This window comes from Plantibacter flavus (assembly GCF_900177615.1).
In the GTDB taxonomy this organism is placed as follows: domain Bacteria; phylum Actinomycetota; class Actinomycetes; order Actinomycetales; family Microbacteriaceae; genus Plantibacter; species Plantibacter flavus.
Window position 1 is genome coordinate 1,328,107 of record NZ_FXAP01000001.1, and the last position, 15,377, is coordinate 1,343,483.

Below are 15,377 nucleotides of genomic sequence, written 5' to 3' on the forward strand. Positions count from 1 at the left end.
GTGATCAGCCCACGATCCCGAGCGCGAACGGGAGGACCGGGCCGGAACCGGCGCGGCGGAGCGCGCGACCGGCGACGGTGAGCGTCCAACGACTGTCGGCGCGGTCGTCGACGAGCAGGACCGGCGCTCCCTCGAGCGCTGCGAGCTGCGCCCGGAGTTCGGATCCGACGGTGAAGGCGTCCCAGACGCCCGCCAGGCGGTAGGCGCTGTTGCCGCCGGGACCACCGCGCGGGCCGTCGCCGACGAGGTCGAGCTCCCCGAGGTACGGCAGTCGCCCGAGCGATGCGATGCCCCTCGCCACGGAGTCGACGAGCTGCGGACGCGACCGTGACGGCACACTGACCACGGCGGCCGGTCGTTGCGTCCACGGCCAATCCGCCAGGACGCGGACGCTCGCGTCGATGACCGCGCGGGAGGCGGGAGCGTCGGGTGCGCCCGCGGCGAAGAGTTCACGCAGCACACCGCCCCAGCCGAGGTCGGTGAGCCGAGCGAGCGCGCGCCCGGCCTCGAGGCGGTCCTCGAGCGCGATGCGTCCCTTCACCGCTGAGCCGTCGGCGGTGACCCCGAGGCGGTCGGCTCCCGTGGGCCACTGCGCCCGCGGTTCGAGCTCCACGCCCACCCGGCCGAGCGCCTCCGACGCCGAGGCTGCCGCCGCACTGTCGAGTTCGGTGGGGAACCACGGCCCGGCGCACCGGTCGCATCGGCCACAGGGCACCGCGCTCGCGTCGTCGAGCTCACGTTGCAGCACCAGCATCCGGCACTCGTCGCCCCGCTCGTAGGCCAGCATCGCCTGTTGCTCCGCCACCCTCGCCTCGGCGATCCGCCGGTACCGCTCCCGGTCGTAGACCCACGGCTGCCCGGTCGACACCCATCCCCCGGCCACTCGCTGCACCGCGCCGTCGACGTCGAGCACCTTGAGGAGGAGTTCGAGGGGTGTGCGGCGCAGGTTGACGAGCGCCTCGAGCGCGGGCGTGGACCGCGGCTGGCTGTCGAGTGCGTCGAGGACCGCGGTGGCCCGCGCTTCGTCCGGCATCGACGCGGTCGCGAAATACTGCCAGATCTCCTCGTCCTCCGCTCCGGGCAGGAGGAGGACGTCGGCGTGCTCGGTGGCGCGGCCCGCACGGCCGACCTGCTGGTAGTACGCGACCGGCGAGGACGGGGCGCCGAGATGCACGACGAACCCGAGATCCGGTTTGTCGAACCCCATGCCGAGCGCGCTCGTCGCGACCAGCGCCTTCAGGCGGTTCTCCTTGAGGAGTCGCTCGGACTCCTCGCGTTCGTCGGGATCGGTCCGGCCCGTGTAGGCCCGGACCTCGTGACCGGCCTCGCGCAGCAGCCGCGCGGTGTCCTCCGCGGCGGACACCGTGAGCGTGTAGATGATGCCGGACCCGGTGAGCCCGCCGAGGTGGCTGAGCAGCCACGTGAGGCGGTCCCGTGACTCCGGCAGCCGGAGCACGCCGAGCCGGAGGGACGCCCTCGCGAGCGAGCCGCGGATGGTGAGCACCTCGGCTCCTTGGGAGCCTGCGGCGCCGGGTGCGGTGAGCTGCTCGGCGATGTCGCGGACGACGCGTGCGTTGGCCGTCGCGGTGGTCGCCAGGACCGGGACCTCGGCCGGGAGACGTCCGATCAGTTCGGCGAGCCGCCGGTAGTCGGGTCGGAAGTCGTGTCCCCAGTCGGAGATGCAGTGCGCCTCGTCCACCACCAGCATGCCCGTGCGGGCTACGAGGGTCGGGAGCTGCTCATCGCGGAAGCGTGGATTGTTGAGCCGCTCGGGTGACACGAGCAGGACGTCGACCTCGTCGGCCTCCAGGCGCGCCCGGACGTCGTCCCATTCGTGCGCGTTCGCCGAGTTGATCGCCACCGCGCGCACGCCGGCACGCTCGGCGGCCGCCACCTGGTCGCGCATGAGCGCGAGCAACGGCGAGACCAGCAGCGTCGGTCCGGCGCCCCGTCGGCGCAGGAGGGCGGTCGCGATGAAGTAGACGGCGGACTTGCCCCAACCGGTGCGCTGGACGACGAGCGCACGACGATGTTCGTCGACGAGCGCGAGGATCGCCTCGAGCTGACCGTCGTGGAACGTGGCCCCCGGAACGCCCGTGAGTGCGGCGAGCGCCGCCGTCGCCTCGGCGACCGATCCGGTGGGCGTTGGTTCGGGGTGGGCGGGGGTGGGCGCGCTGGGGTGGGACATGCGGCAAGTCTGTCAGGAGCTGCTGACGGTGGACTGCGTCGGCGTCTCGGAGGGGCGGTGTCCCGTCGGCTGGTCGGTTGTGGAGGAGCCGCTATCGACCGTCCGCTGCGGCGACGAGTTCGGCGATGACGAACTTGGTCTGCCCCATCATGCATTGCATGGCCCGTGCCGCGCGTTCCCGGTCAGGGTCGTTCTGCAGTTCGGCGAGGATGCCGGGCACGATCTGCCAGGACAGTCCCCAGCGGTCCTTGAGCCAGCCGCATTGGCTCGGGGCACCACCGTCGGCGATGAGGGCGTCCCAGAGCCGGTCGATCTCGTCCTGGGTGTCGGCTCTGACGGAGAAGGAGAACGCTTCGGTGAAGGAGAAGATGGGCCCGGCGTTCATCGCGCTGACGGGGAGTCCTTCGAGTTCGAACTCGACGACCATCGCCTGGCCCGCCGGCATGGGTCCGCCCTCCGGGTAGCGGCTCACCGAGGTGATCCGGGAGTCGGGGAACAACGACACGTAGAAGGTCGCCGCCTCCTCGGCTTGCGAGTCGTACCAGAGGAACGGGGTGATGCGGTGCTCCATCATGTCGTGCTCCCTCTCTGCCCGGGCGTCGTCGCTCAGGCGCTCTTCTTGCGTTTCGTCGCGGTCGACGGCTTCGACGCCGCGGTCTTGGCGGTAGCGGTCTTCGCGCCACTCGTCTTGGCGGTACCAGTCTTCGCGGTACCGGTCTTCGCCGAGCTGCTCGTCGCGGCGGGCTTGGCGGCGCCGGATCGCTTCGCTCCACTCGCCGTCTTCGCGCCGGTCGTGCCACGTTGCCGTTCGATGCTGCGTTGCAGCACCTCCATGAGGTCGATCGGCTCGGCGCCCGTGTCGTCGTCGGGTTCGGGCTGCTCGCCGAAGGTGGCGGCGGTGTCGAGTGCGTCGCCCTGCTCGAGTTTCGCGTCGATGAGCTTCCGGAGCTGTGCCTGGTATTCGTCGACGAACGCGTCCGGGCGGAAGCGGGATGAGAAGGACTCGACGAGCGCCTCCGACATCTCGAGTTCCTTGGCGGAGATGTGGACGCGTTCCTCGAGTGCCGGGAACCGCACCTCGCGGACCTCGTCCTCCCAGAGCAGGGTCTGCAGGAGGATGACGTCCTCGCGCACCCGGAGGGCGCCGAGACGCGTCTTCTGGCGGAGGGCGAACCGCACGATGGCCGTGCGGTCGGTCTCCTCGAGCGTCCGCCGGAGGAGGACGTAGGCCTTCGACGAGGAGGAGTCCGGTTCGAGGAAGTAACTGCGGTCGAACATGATCGGGTCGAGGTCGTCGCTCGGCACGAACTCGACGACCTCGATCTCGCGGCTGCGTTCCTCGGGGAGCGATGCCAGGTCGTCGGCGGTGAGGACCACCGTCTGCTCGCCGTCCTGGTAGGCCTTGTCGATGTGGTCGTAGCTGACGACCTTCCCGCAGACCTCGCACTTGCGCTGGTACCGGATGCGTCCACCGTCCGCGTCGTGAACCTGGTGCAGCGAGAGGTCGTGGTCCTCCGTGGCGCTGTACACCTTCACCGGGACGTTCACCAGGCCGAAGGTGACCGCACCCTTCCAGATCGCGCGCATGACCGCTCCTGTCCGCCGGCGAATCCGCCCGCGCTGTCGTGGTGACCAGTAGACACCCGGAACATCCTCAAGGGCTAGCCCTTGACGCCCGAGGGCGGCAGGCTGATCGCCATGGCGAGGACGAGCGGTGGCGGCGGGCAGACGCAGTGGGTCGACGTCGACGGACGCCGGATCCAACTCACCCATCTCGACAAGGTGCTGTACCCCGAGACCGGCACGACGAAGGCCGAGGTCCTCGCCTACTACGCCGCGGTCGCCGAACACCTCCTCCCACACCTCGCCGATCGGCCGGTGACCCGGAAACGCTGGGTGCACGGCGTCGGGACGGCTGCGTCGCCGGAGTCGGGGTTCTTCCAGAAGGACCTGGGTGCCTCGGCTCCCGACTGGGTCCAGCGGCTCCCCATCGAGCACAGCGATCACACGAACGAGTACCCGATCGTCGACGATCTCGCGACACTCACGTGGCTGGCGCAACTGGGTGCGCTCGAGTTGCACGTGCCGCAGTGGCGGTTCGACCGATCCGGCGAGCGCCGTCCGCCCGACCGTCTCGTCCTCGACCTCGATCCGGGTGAGGGGGTGTCCCTCGGCGAGTGCGCGGGGGTCGCGGGCCTGGCGCGGGCGGTGTTGGTGGACATGGGGTTGGATCCGGTCCCGCTCACGAGTGGGAGCAAGGGGATCCACCTGTATGCGGCGTTGGACGGTCGGCAGAGTTCCGCGGAGGTGTCGCTCGTGGCGCATGAGCTCGCGCGGGCGCTGGCCGCGGACGAGCCGGGCCTCGTGGTGAGTGAGATGTCGAAGCAGCGGCGGACGGGGAAGGTCTTCGTCGACTGGAGTCAGAACAACGGGTCGAAGACGACGATCGCGCCGTTCTCGTTGCGGGGTCGGTCGCGGCCGACGGTGGCGGCTCCCCGCCGGTGGGAGGAGCTCGACGATCCGGGGCTGGCGCAGCTGGAGTTCCCTGCGGTGCTCGAGCGTCTGGCGGACGGTGAGGACCCGTTGCGGGTGCTCGGCGACCCGCGTCCGTCGATCACGATCCGCCCGTCGGAGCACGAGGACCGGCTGGTGGAGTACCGGCGGAAGCGGGATGCGGAGCGGACGCCCGAGCCCGTCCCGGACGGACCGCCGGCGCCTGCCGCTGCCGGGGCACCGCCCTCGTTCGTGATCCAGCGGCACGAGGCCCGGAAACTCCACCATGACTTCCGACTTGAGCACGACGGCGTGCTGGTGTCGTGGGCCCTGCCGAAGGGGGTGCCGACGGATCCGAGCAGCAACCATCTGGCGGTGCGCACGGAGGACCACCCCATCGAGTACGGCAGCTTCGAGGGCACGATCCCCGCGGGCGAGTACGGGGCCGGCGAGGTGACCATCTGGGACGCGGGCACCTACGAGCTGGAGAAGTGGCGCGACGACGAGGTCATCGGGACCCTGCGCGGCCGGGCGGGAGGCGCGCTCGGCGGGCCGATGCGGTTCGCGCTCATCCGGACCGCTGGTGGGACGGGTCGGGAGGCGCCGTCGTGGCTCATCCATCGGATGCGCGCCCCGGGTGACCCGCCGGCTCCCCCGGTCGCACGGCATCGTGGGATCCCCACCCCCATGCTCGCGAGTGTCGCGGTACCCGGCGAGCTGGTCGACGACGGATCCTGGGCGTTCGAGATGAAGTGGGACGGCATCCGTGCGATCGCGAGCGTCGACGGCTCGACGGGGCGGGTGCGGTTGTCGAGCCGGAACGGCAAGGACCTCACGGCGGCGTACCCGGAGGTGGTCGAGGAACTCGCGGCGTCGCTCGCCGGCCGTGCGGTCGTCCTCGACGGCGAGATCGTGGCGTCGGGTCCTGACGGCCGTCCCGACTTCTCCCTGCTGCAGCGTCGGATGCAGCTCACCTCGGAACGGGACGTCGAACGGGAGCGCCGTCGGACGCCCGTCCGGCTCCTGCTGTTCGACCTGCTTGCGCTGGACGACACGGATCGGACCGAGCTGCCCTACCGGGAGCGTCGCGAGCTGCTCGAGCGGACGATCGAGTCCGGGACCGTCGTCCAGGTGCCACCGACGATCGACGGCTCGCTCGACGATGCGCTCGAGGTGAGTCGGGGCTTGCGGTTGGAGGGGGTGATGGCGAAGGAGCTCGACGGTCGCTACCGGCCGGGTCGACGCAGCAGCACCTGGGTCAAGTTCAAGCACGAACGCATGGAGGAGGTCGTCGTGGCCGGCTGGCGTCCCGGTCGGGGCGGGCGCTCGGGTGGGATCGGGTCGCTTCTGCTCGGGGTGCCGGGCCCGGATGGCCTCCTGCACTACGCGGGTCGGGTCGGAAGCGGTTTCAGCGACCGGGAGTTGGCGGCGACCGCGCTCCGCTTCGAACGGCTGGGTCGGGCATCGACGACACTCGTGGGTGTCCCGCCGGCCGATGCGGCCGACGCCAACTGGGTGGAACCGGTCCTCATCGGAGAGGTCCGCTTCAGCGAGTGGACACCGGACGGACGGTTCAGGCATCCGGTCTGGCGTGGGTGGCGCCCCGATCGGACGGTGGACGACCTCGAAGCGCCGGACCGCGGACGCTGAGCCCGCGCATCGACCGCGGACGTCCCGTCAGGACAAGCGGCCGGATTCGGCGAGGAGGGCGAGGACGGCCGAGACCCGAGGGTTGCTCGAGGTGTCGTGCTCGATCCCGAGCGCCGCGTAGATCGCCGTGAGGTGGTTTTGGACGGACTTCTCCGCGATCCCGAGCCTGGTCGCGATCCCCGTGTTCGAACGACCGGTCGCGAGCAGCTGCAGCACGGCGTACTGCCGGTCGGTGAGCGACTCGAGACTCGACCCCGCCCTGGGCCGGGTCCGGTCGATGAGCTCGGGATCGAGCATCGTCTCGCCACGCGCGGAGACACGGATGGCCTCGAGGAGGATCTCGCGCGTGAGCGACGAGGTCTTCGACAGGTAGCTCCACCCGTCGCGGACGTCGGCCGGCATCTCGAGCAGCATGTCCATGAGGTCGTAGGCGGACAGCAGGACGACACCGAGGCCGGGTTGCGCCCTGCGGAGGGAGACGCCGAGGCTCACCCCGTTGCCGTCGGGCAGCTCGATGTCCATGGTCAGCACGTCCACCGTTCCCGGGAGGAAGAGCCGTCGGGCCTCGGCGACCGTCCCGGCACGCCCGACGAACGTCACTCCTGGCGCCCCGTCGAGCAGCTCGGCGAGCATGCCGCCGAGCAGCGGCTGATCCTCGATCACCCCGACACGCAGTGGCCGGGTGGTCGCGGCATCCGTCGTCGCATCACCGACCGTGGACAGCGCGGCGGGCGAGGGGTCGGAGTGCGACTGGTGGTGCATGTTCCGAGTATCCCGGATCGACCGGGGAACGACCGAGGGGGAAGCTCCCGAACGACCGCACGTCGATGTCGGCGGTGGCGGGCACGGCAGGTCAGAATGGAGCCATGACCCAGGAGGCCCGGACCGCTCGCGCTGAGCGCTGGAGCGACAGCCGGGCGTTCATCACGGCAAGTGGCGCCATGGCCGCGGTCTTCGGACTCGCGGTGTCCTTCCAGAGCGTCTACATCTACACCTGGGTCGCCCCGGGCGGGACACGTGGCATGCTCGCCGAACGGGTCACCGCCAACCTCGTCTCGTTGAGCGCGGCGATCCTCGTCCTCGCCCTCCTGCTGTGGTCGAGGTGGGGGCCGTCGCTCCACGAGTGGTGGCGCCCGAAGGTGCTCGCGGGTGTCCTCCTCGTGGCGATGCTGACGGGGCTGCTGCGAAGCGGACTCCAGCTCCTGCTGGGCGTGTACCGCGACCCGAGCCTGCAGACGGTCCTCGTCGAAGCCGGAACGACGACGCTCGCCCTGGCGGTCTGCGCGACGTTCGGGTTCAGCCTCAGTGCGGCCCGGCGACGCGCCCGCGAGGAGGAGCGCGCGCACGCCGACCAGCGACACCGGGCCGACCTCGCCCTCCAGTCCCTGCAGGGCGAGGAGCTGCGGGTGAAGCGGGAGGTCGCGGAAGGACTGCACGGCACCTTGCAGCAGCACCTCGTCCTGATCAGCGCCCAGCTCGCATCCGTCACCACGGCGCTCGAGCAGGGCGGCCCGGACGTCGGGTCGGACGCGGCCAGGACCCTGCGGTCGCTCGGCGAGGAACTCCGCACGGTGCGCGAGCGCGACGTACGGGAACTCAGCCGGCTCCTGTCGCCGCCGCTGCTCGAGGTCGGGATCGCCCCGAGCATCCGGGCGATCCTGCAACGGCTCCCCCCGTCGATCACCACCAGTCTCGACGTCTCGCCGGACTTCCGGCTCCTCGACGACCCGATCGACAACGTCTTCACGACCGCGGAGCGCGCGGTCGTCGTCCGGACGCTCGAGGAAGGCGTGACGAACGCGCTGACCCACGGGGCAGCCGACCGACTCGTCGTGGACCTCCGGGTCTCGTCACCCGCCACCGAGCGGCGAGGGACGATGGCGGGCGCCGTCGAGCTGCGCGTCGTCGACAACGGCTCCGGTCTCCGCGACGACGCCGAACCGTCCGGCGGCCTGCTGCAGCTGGATCGACGGGCCGGCGCGTTCGGCGGGTCCCTCAGGGTCGGCCCTGCAGCCGACGGCGAGACCGGCGGGACCGTCCTGACCCTGACGATGCCCTACCGACCGCCGGCGATCCGCTGAGCCGGATCAGGCGGTCGAGGTCTCAGTCAGCAGCTCACGGACGCGCGGGACGACCGCGGAGCCGTACAGACCGATGCTGTCCATGAGGTGCTCGTGCGACAGTGAACCGTTGCTGATCTTCAGATCCACGCGGGACAGCCCCAAGCCGTCGACCGCGGTCGCGACCTTCCGCGCGACCGTCTCGGGCGAACCGACGAACAGCGCACCCTCCGGGCCGGCCTCCTGCTCGAAGTGCCCGCGCGTCATCGGGCTCCAGCCCCGCTCGCGGCCGATCCGGTCCATCATCGCCCGGTAGTGCGGCCAGAGCTGCTCCTGCGCGAGCTCATCGGTCTCGGCGATGTGGGCAGGCGAGTGCATGCCGACGGGCTGGGTCGGCAGCTGGAACTGCGCGAGTGCGCGGTGGTAGAGGTCGACGAAGGGGGCGAACCGCAGCGGCCCACCGCCGATCACGGCCAGCATCATCGGCAGGCCGTATCGGGCGGTCCGCACGACCGACTCGGGGCTTCCGCCGACACCGACCCACGTCTTCAGCTTCCCGTGTTCCACCCGGGGGTAGACCGACTGCTCCCGGAGCGGCGCGCGCGTCTTGCCCGACCACGTGACCGGTTCCTGCTCGAGGAGGGCGACGAACAGCTCGAGCTTCTCCTCGAAGAGCTCTTCGTACTGCGACAGCTCGTACCCGAAGAGCGGGAACGACTCGGTGAAGGATCCGCGGCCCAGGATGGCCTCGGCCCGCCCTCCGGAGATGCCGTCGAGCGTCGCGAACCGCTGGAAGACGCGCACCGGGTCGTCGGAGCTCAGCACCGTGACAGCGGATCCGAGATGGATGCGCTCGGTGCGGGCTGCGATCGCCGCCAGCACGACCTCGGGTGACGAGACCGCGAAGTCCTCACGGTGATGCTCTCCAACCCCGATGAAGTCGAGGCCGACCGCCTCGGCGTGGACGCCCTGCTCCACGACGTTGCGCAGGACCTGCGCCTGGGACAGTGGTGCGCCGTCGGCGTCGACCGTGACGTCACCGAAGGTGTCGATGCCGAACTCGAGGGGTGTGGTCATGGGGTTCTCCAACGTCGTGTGGCTCGCCGCGAGCTATCGCGGCGATTGTATGTGTTTGCATACATATCGGTGAACCCCGTCGCTCCGACGGGTATTCCCGATCCACCCAGGGTGGCAGAACCGGGCGCCCGCTGGGAGCACCCTCTCAGCCGTCCCTGGCAAGCTGGAAGACCTGCACCCCGAGCCTTGGAGCCCCTGTGTCGCCGCGCCGCCTCTTCCGCCTGATCGCGATCGCTGAGGCGATCACCTGGACCCTGCTCATCATCGGGATGATCCTCAAGTACGTCACGAAGACGACCGACGTCGGCGTGAGCATCGGTGGCGCGCTGCACGGCTTCGTGTTCCTCGTCTACGGTGCGACGGTCCTGCTCATCGGGATCAACCAACGCTGGCCCATCGGCACGATCCTCGTGGGCCTCGTGAGCGCCGTCGTCCCGTACGCGACCATCCCCTTCGATTTCTGGGCGGACCGCACCGGCCGACTCGACGGGGCATGGCGCCGTGACGCGGGTGCCGACCCGCGTGACCAGCGCGTGCTCGACCGCCTGACACGCTGGCTCGTCCGACACCCGATCCTGCTCGTGGTCGTCGGCGGCCTCGTGGTCGTCGCCGTCTTCACGGCCCTGCTCGTCGTCGGGCCGCCGGTCCCGAAGGGCTGATCGCCAGAGGCCCTGCGGACAGCTGGGACCCACCCCCGATGCTCAGCCGAGCAGCTCGACCAGATCCCGCGTGATCTCGGAGCGGGCCTCATCGCTGGAGATCGTCGCCGAGCCGTCACCGGGCTGTACCCCGTAGTCACCGAAGCTCGCGTGGTTCGCCCCGTCGATCTCGATCATCGTCGCGTCAGCGGGCAGCCGGACGCGCGCGTCGGCGACCTTCTCCGGAGTACTCAGTCCGTCGTCGCTCCCCGCGAGGCTCAGCACCTCGAGCGCCGAGCCGGAGAGGTCGTTCGCGCAGTAACTCCCGAACAGGACGAGACCCGTCACCGCGGGACCCTCCGCGAGCTGGCAGGCACGCACCCCACCCAGTGAGTGGCCACCGACGAACCAGGTGTCGACGTCCGGGGCGGCGGCGGTGAACGTCTCCAGCGGCCGCTGGTCGAAGAACGCCAGGTTGAGCGTCGGCTTCGTGATGACCACGGTCACGCCGGCCTCCTCGACGACGCCGGACAGCTTGTACAGGTAGGCGTAGGGGTCGACCTTCGCGCCGGGGATGAAGACGAGACCGGTACCGGAGGCCGGACGCTCGGCATCCGCGGTCGGGGCGAGGACCACGGCGTCGCCGACGTCGGTGACGGAGACCGCCGGATCCTCCCACACGGAGAGTGCAGCGGAACGGGTGCCCTGCATGACGATCTGGGTCCAGACGACGAACCCGAGGACGATCACGAGCACCGCGCCGAGGATTCCGATGAGGATCGGCTTCAGCCGCCCCGCCCGCCGTGGTCGGCCAGGGTGCTCGGTCACATCGCTCATGTCGTTCCTCCACGCTCGGCGCCCCGCGAGGATCACGGCGGACCGGCTCCCTCCAGTATCCCAAACGCGGCCCAGCGCGCGTCGGTCGTGAGGCACGCCGCTGCCCGCTGGCTGCTGGGGTCTCGGTCGCGCTGTCAGGCGATCGGCCTATGCTCGACGGGTGACCACCACTCGCACGAAGCACCCCACCGGGCCGTCGATGACGATCGGCCTCATCACGCACCCGACGAAGAACATCGACGACTCCGTCCGCATCCTCCGCTCATGGCAGCTCGAACACGGCGCGCGCCTCGTCGGACTCCGTGCGGAGGCCAACCGGCTCGGCGACGACGTCGAACTGCTCGACGAGGACGCCTTCGCGTCGTCGGTCGACGTCGCCGTGGCGATGGGCGGCGACGGCACGATGCTCGGGGCGATGCGGCTGCTCGCCGGCCGATCCGCACCGGTGCTCGGCGTCAACTACGGCAACGTCGGCTTCCTCGTCGAGGTCGAGCCGGCCGCCCTCGCGGAGGCGCTCCAACGGGTCAGCGACAACGAGTTCTCCCTCGAACCGCACCACGGTCTCGAGGTGACGATCACCACCGGCGAGCAGGTCGCCCATCTCCTCGCCTTCAACGACGTCTCCATCGCCCGGCGCCCGGGAACCGGCGTGGTCATGGCCGACCTCGCCGTGGACGGCACCGCCTACGGGTACTTCAAAGCCGATGCGATCGTGATCGCCACCCCGACCGGATCGACGGCCTACAACTACGCGGCCGGCGGGCCGGTGCTCTCCCCCGCCGTCGCCGCCACCGTCGTGACACCGGTCGCCCCAATGTCGGGCATCGACCGCTCGTTCATCCTCGGGCCGGCGGAGCGCCTGCAGTTCTCGATCGGTACTGCGACCAAGCAGGCGGCGGTCGAGATCGACGGCCAGGTCCTCGCCGATGTCGCGAGTGGCGCGGTCGTGACCGTCCGGCTCGTGCGAGACGCAGCCAACGTCGTGCGACTCGACCCGAGCCGGCACTCGCGCAAGGGCCGGATGAAGCTCAGCCTGCTCGACCTCCCGTTGCGTCGCGATCAGCTGCTCGACCTCGTCCCACCGGACATCCGCGCGCGCGTCGAGCGTCCGTCGCGGGTCCGCCGGACGCGGAACAAGCCGGCCGACCCCTCGCACTGAGTCCGGCGCCCGCCCGCAGCGCGGCGCCGGGGCGGGGCGTCACGAGGCCGGCAGGACGACACCGATCGGTTCGCGCTTCTCCGCCTGGAAGCGGTCCTCCGTGCGCCCGTAGGCCCAGTACCCGGACAGTGAGAGCTGGGACCGGTCGAGCCCGCGCTGGGTGAGGAACACCTCGCGCAACGCCTTCATCGACTCGCGCTCGCCGTGGGCGAAGACCTGCACGCGTCCGTCGGGCCACGGGTGTCCGCTGATGGCGGTCGCGAGGAGCGCGGCCGTCGATTCGTCGCGGGCCGCACGTCCGACCCAGATCAGCTGCACCCCGGACGGGTGGTCGAGGTCGACGAGGTCGTCCCGGCCACCGATCTCGAGGAACGCGAGCCCTTTCGCGTCCGCCGGGAGTGCCTCGAGGGCGGCGGCGATCGCGGGGATCGCAGACTCGTCGCCCGCGAAGAGGTGCCAGTCGGCGGTCGGGTCGGGCCGGTAGGCACCCCCCGGGCCGGCGAGCACGACGCGGTCTCCCGGCTGCGCGGCAGCGGCCCACGGGCCGGCGATCCCCTCGTCGCCGTGCACCACGAAGTCGATGTCGATGGTGCCCGCCGCCTGGTCCACGCGTCGCACCGTGTAGGTGCGGGTGACCGGGAGGTCGGCGGGTGCCAGCGTCTCGCGGAGCGCCGCGAGGTCGTAGGGCGGCTCAAGGCCGAGTTCGGGCTTGGCGAAGGAGATCTTCACGTAGCTGTCGGTGGCGTCCTTGGGCTGGAAGTCGGCGAAGCCGGGACCGCCGAGGGTGAGGCGCACGAGGTGCGGTGTGACCCAGGAACTGCGGACCACCTCGAGGATGATCTGTGGACGTGGGGCTCGAGGTCGCGGTGTCGTCGTCATGATTGTCTCCATTCTGCCGCCCATCGGACGGTCTCGGCATCCCCGATCCCGCTGTCATACTTGAGGGATGGCTACGACCGCAGGCTGGTACCCGCACCCCGACGACCCGACGAAGGAACTCCACTTCGACGGCGAGACCTGGGGCGACTCGAGGGTGCTGCGGTTCCAGCGGGACAAGCCGTCGCAGGCCGAAGCCGCGGGCTGGTACCCGCACCCGACCGACGAGGAACGCCAGGTCCACTTCGACGGACGAGCTTGGACGGACACGCGGGTGTTGCAGCTCAGCGGCGGCGCGTCCGGTGACGGTGGGCAGGCCCCGGTCTACGTGTCGCCCGCCGAATTGCCGGCACCGGAACGCGAGAGCCGTGCCTGGACGATCACCAAGGCCGCCCTGTCGTTCGGCCCCATCATCGCCATCGCGGTCGTCGGCGTGCTGGCGATCGTGAGCGGCAACACCGGGGGCTGAGGCACCCTCCACGACGACGAAGAGCGCCCCGCCGAACCGGCGGGGCGCTCTTCGTATACATGGGTCCTACTTGGCTGCGACGGCCTCGGGGGTCGCGATCGACGAGGCGAGCACCTCGTCGAGGCCCGCGGACGCCTCTTCGTCGGTCATCGACTGCGCGAGCGCGAGTTCGGAGACGAGCACCTGGCGCGCCTTCTGGAGCATGCGCTTCTCGCCGGCCGAAACGCCGCTGTCCTGGTCGCGACGCCACAGGTCGCGGACGACCTCGCCGACGCGGTGGACGTTGCCACTGGCCATCTTCTCCTGGTTGGCCTTGTACCGACGCGACCAGTTGCCGGGCTCCTCGACGAACGGCTCGCGGAGCACGCCGTAGACGGCCTGGACGCCGTCGTGGTCGATGACGTCGCGCACACCGACGAGGTCGGCGTTCGCGATCGGCAGCTTGATGGTGAGCTCGGACGTGTGCACGCGAAGCGTCATGACGTCCTGCTCGACACCCTTGATCGTCACCTTCGACAACTCGGTGATGGTGACCGCTCCGTGGTGCGGGTAGACCAGGGTCTCTCCAACGATGAACTGCATGGTTCCTCTTCTCTTCTCAGGTCGTCACCGGTACTCGCGCACCGGCGTCGTCGTGCTCCGGCGGTTCAGCGGCCGGATGATTCGGGGGTCGGTGGTGGCGGTGACGCGCCGACGGGTCGTTCGTCGAGCAGCCAGGCGGGCAGCAGGGCGACCAGGGCTTCGACCAGTTCGTCGTCCGAGACGTCGATGCGTCCGCGGCGCCAGCCGTCGACGAGGGAGAGCGTGCCACCGGCGACATAGGCGGACACCAGGCCCGCCGGGATGCCGACCGGGACCTCGGTGCGCTCGAGGAGCGAGCCGATGAGGTGGTCGGCGTGCTCGCCGACGAGGTCGTCGAACGCGCTGCGGGCGACGGGGAGCTCGAGCACGCTCGAATAGAGCGGTGCGTCTTCGAGGAGCTGGGCGACGAGTCGTCGGTAGGCTTCGCGGGCGCGCTCGGCGCTGCCCAGCGACTCCCCCGCGGGACGCACCGAGACACCGGACGCGGCAAGGCCTGCGAACTGCACCCGCAGGTAGGCCGCGGTGAGGTCGTCGAGGCTGGCGAAGTGGGCGTAGAACGAACTGCGGCTGATGCCGGCGACCCGGACGATGTCGCCGACGGACACGCGTTCCGGCCGACCGGCGAGGATAGTGGCGACGGCGTCGAAGATCGTCTGCCTGGTGCGCTCGGCACGGGGATCGCCCGTCACTCGGAGGACGGGAGCGAAGCGCTCGACGCGCGACGGCGGAGCGGGACGTTCAGTGGTGGACTGCTCGACACCGAGGGCGGGAAGTCCTGATGTGCGAGGCATTCCCAACAGTGTACCACGACTTCTCGGACAGCTGTCCGAGACAGGTGTCGACTCGGGGACCGAGCGTGTGCGGCTGACCTCTCCCGGTCACCGAGCGTGTCGACGCACCCACGAGAAACCCTTCGACAGGCTCAGGGACCGAATCGTTCCCGGAGAACCTCCCCCGGTCACTGAGCTTGTCGAAGTGCGGCACGGTTCGAGGACCGAAGCGGTGCGGACAGACTGTTCCCGGCCACTGAGCTTGTCGAAGTGCCCACGAGGAACCCTTCGACAGACTCAGGGACCGAAACGTTCCGGGCACACTTCTCCCGGCCACTGAGCTTGTCGAAGTGCCCACGAGGAACCCTTCGACAGACTCAGGGACCGAAACGTTCCGGGCACACTTCTCCCGGTCACTGAGCTTGTCGAAGTGCCCACGAGCAACCCTTCGACAGGCTCAGTGACCGAGACGTTCCGGACGCACTTTTCCCGGTCACTGAGCTTGTCGAAGTGCGGCGCAGCTCAGGGACCGGCAGCGGTCAGAACGGCGCGGGATCCGGCTCGGTCCGATACTGCTT

The 15,377-nt window shown here is 70.3% G+C and carries 14 protein-coding genes; 5 read left to right on the forward strand and 9 right to left on the reverse strand.

All coding sequences use genetic code 11. The annotated features are described in order from the left end of the window. Nucleotides 1-4: 4 nt before the first annotated feature. The 3 genes from B9Y95_RS06240 to ku form a co-directional block, all read right to left on the reverse strand. Nucleotides 5-2,188 carry a RecQ family ATP-dependent DNA helicase gene (locus B9Y95_RS06240; protein WP_085510986.1) on the reverse strand — a complete coding sequence of 728 codons (2,184 nt, stop codon included), beginning with the start codon at nt 2,186-2,188 and terminating at the stop codon, nt 5-7. 91 nt (nt 2,189-2,279) lie between these two features. After that, entirely contained in the window at nt 2,280-2,762 is a 483-nt protein-coding gene (locus B9Y95_RS06245) for a VOC family protein (RefSeq protein WP_370582633.1), read from the reverse strand. A 32-nt stretch (nt 2,763-2,794) separates the two neighbouring features. Further along, the gene (gene ku, locus B9Y95_RS06250) at nt 2,795-3,775 is read right to left on the reverse strand and encodes a non-homologous end joining protein Ku (protein WP_085510988.1); all 981 of its coding nucleotides are present in this window, start codon (nt 3,773-3,775) and stop codon (nt 2,795-2,797) included. Nucleotides 3,776-3,886: 111 nt separating this feature from the next. On the opposite strand from ku, the gene B9Y95_RS06255 reads away from it, so the two are divergent. Next, nucleotides 3,887-6,331: an ATP-dependent DNA ligase gene (locus B9Y95_RS06255; RefSeq protein ID WP_085510989.1), complete on the forward strand. Its 2,445-nt coding sequence runs from the start codon at nt 3,887-3,889 to the stop codon at nt 6,329-6,331. Between the two features lie 27 nt (nt 6,332-6,358). Here B9Y95_RS06255 and B9Y95_RS06260 read toward each other — a convergent pair whose 3' ends face one another. Further along, entirely contained in the window at nt 6,359-7,093 is a 735-nt protein-coding gene (locus tag B9Y95_RS06260; RefSeq protein ID WP_085510990.1) for a response regulator transcription factor, read from the reverse strand. A 104-nt stretch (nt 7,094-7,197) separates the two neighbouring features. Between B9Y95_RS06260 and B9Y95_RS06265 the strand changes: the two genes are divergently transcribed. Continuing rightward, complete coding sequence (locus B9Y95_RS06265; RefSeq protein ID WP_085510991.1) at nt 7,198-8,412, forward strand: sensor histidine kinase; 1,215 nt, start codon at nt 7,198-7,200, stop codon at nt 8,410-8,412. A 6-nt stretch (nt 8,413-8,418) separates the two neighbouring features. On the opposite strand, the gene B9Y95_RS06270 is transcribed toward B9Y95_RS06265, so the two are convergent. Then, nucleotides 8,419-9,468 carry an LLM class flavin-dependent oxidoreductase gene (locus B9Y95_RS06270; RefSeq protein ID WP_085510992.1) on the reverse strand — a complete coding sequence of 350 codons (1,050 nt, stop codon included), beginning with the start codon at nt 9,466-9,468 and terminating at the stop codon, nt 8,419-8,421. Between the two features lie 197 nt (nt 9,469-9,665). Here B9Y95_RS06270 and B9Y95_RS06275 point away from each other — a divergent pair, with 197 nt between their 5' ends. Then, complete coding sequence (locus B9Y95_RS06275; protein WP_085510993.1) at nt 9,666-10,127, forward strand: DUF3817 domain-containing protein; 462 nt, start codon at nt 9,666-9,668, stop codon at nt 10,125-10,127. A 42-nt stretch (nt 10,128-10,169) separates the two neighbouring features. Here the strand turns inward: B9Y95_RS06275 and B9Y95_RS06280 are convergent, their stop codons facing one another. Next, a complete protein-coding gene (locus tag B9Y95_RS06280) occupies nt 10,170-10,943 on the reverse strand; it encodes an alpha/beta hydrolase (protein WP_085510994.1) in 774 nt (257 codons plus the stop codon). A gap of 160 nt (nt 10,944-11,103) precedes the next feature. On the opposite strand from B9Y95_RS06280, the gene B9Y95_RS06285 reads away from it, so the two are divergent. Next, nucleotides 11,104-12,102 carry an NAD(+)/NADH kinase gene (locus B9Y95_RS06285; protein WP_234993980.1) on the forward strand — a complete coding sequence of 333 codons (999 nt, stop codon included), beginning with the start codon at nt 11,104-11,106 and terminating at the stop codon, nt 12,100-12,102. Nucleotides 12,103-12,141: 39 nt separating this feature from the next. Here the strand turns inward: B9Y95_RS06285 and B9Y95_RS06290 are convergent, their stop codons facing one another. After that, nucleotides 12,142-12,981, reverse strand: coding sequence for a siderophore-interacting protein (locus B9Y95_RS06290; RefSeq protein WP_085510996.1), 840 nt, complete (start codon nt 12,979-12,981; stop codon nt 12,142-12,144). Nucleotides 12,982-13,048: 67 nt separating this feature from the next. Here B9Y95_RS06290 and B9Y95_RS06295 point away from each other — a divergent pair, with 67 nt between their 5' ends. After that, nucleotides 13,049-13,447, forward strand: coding sequence for a hypothetical protein (locus B9Y95_RS06295; protein WP_079706047.1), 399 nt, complete (start codon nt 13,049-13,051; stop codon nt 13,445-13,447). Nucleotides 13,448-13,513: 66 nt separating this feature from the next. On the opposite strand, the gene B9Y95_RS06300 is transcribed toward B9Y95_RS06295, so the two are convergent. Continuing rightward, nucleotides 13,514-14,029: a CarD family transcriptional regulator gene (locus tag B9Y95_RS06300; RefSeq protein ID WP_064296128.1), complete on the reverse strand. Its 516-nt coding sequence runs from the start codon at nt 14,027-14,029 to the stop codon at nt 13,514-13,516. A 65-nt stretch (nt 14,030-14,094) separates the two neighbouring features. Further along, complete coding sequence (locus tag B9Y95_RS06305; protein ID WP_085510997.1) at nt 14,095-14,820, reverse strand: TetR/AcrR family transcriptional regulator; 726 nt, start codon at nt 14,818-14,820, stop codon at nt 14,095-14,097. Between the last annotated feature and the right edge of the window lie 557 nt (nt 14,821-15,377).

What these genes read in the sequence shown, in the direction of transcription:
- B9Y95_RS06240 (WP_085510986.1), bottom strand. Translation starts at nt 2,188, where the DNA reads ATGTCCCACCCCAGCGCGCCCACCCCCGCCCACCCCGAACCAACGCCC.
- B9Y95_RS06245 (WP_370582633.1), bottom strand. Translation starts at nt 2,762, where the DNA reads ATGATGGAGCACCGCATCACCCCGTTCCTCTGGTACGACTCGCAAGCC.
- ku (WP_085510988.1), bottom strand. Translation starts at nt 3,775, where the DNA reads ATGCGCGCGATCTGGAAGGGTGCGGTCACCTTCGGCCTGGTGAACGTC.
- B9Y95_RS06255 (WP_085510989.1), top strand. Translation starts at nt 3,887, where the DNA reads ATGGCGAGGACGAGCGGTGGCGGCGGGCAGACGCAGTGGGTCGACGTC.
- B9Y95_RS06260 (WP_085510990.1), bottom strand. Translation starts at nt 7,093, where the DNA reads ATGCACCACCAGTCGCACTCCGACCCCTCGCCCGCCGCGCTGTCCACG.
- B9Y95_RS06265 (WP_085510991.1), top strand. Translation starts at nt 7,198, where the DNA reads ATGACCCAGGAGGCCCGGACCGCTCGCGCTGAGCGCTGGAGCGACAGC.
- B9Y95_RS06270 (WP_085510992.1), bottom strand. Translation starts at nt 9,468, where the DNA reads ATGACCACACCCCTCGAGTTCGGCATCGACACCTTCGGTGACGTCACG.
- B9Y95_RS06280 (WP_085510994.1), bottom strand. Translation starts at nt 10,943, where the DNA reads ATGAGCGATGTGACCGAGCACCCTGGCCGACCACGGCGGGCGGGGCGG.
- B9Y95_RS06290 (WP_085510996.1), bottom strand. Translation starts at nt 12,981, where the DNA reads ATGACGACGACACCGCGACCTCGAGCCCCACGTCCACAGATCATCCTC.
- B9Y95_RS06295 (WP_079706047.1), top strand. Translation starts at nt 13,049, where the DNA reads ATGGCTACGACCGCAGGCTGGTACCCGCACCCCGACGACCCGACGAAG.
- B9Y95_RS06300 (WP_064296128.1), bottom strand. Translation starts at nt 14,029, where the DNA reads ATGCAGTTCATCGTTGGAGAGACCCTGGTCTACCCGCACCACGGAGCG.
- B9Y95_RS06305 (WP_085510997.1), bottom strand. Translation starts at nt 14,820, where the DNA reads ATGCCTCGCACATCAGGACTTCCCGCCCTCGGTGTCGAGCAGTCCACC.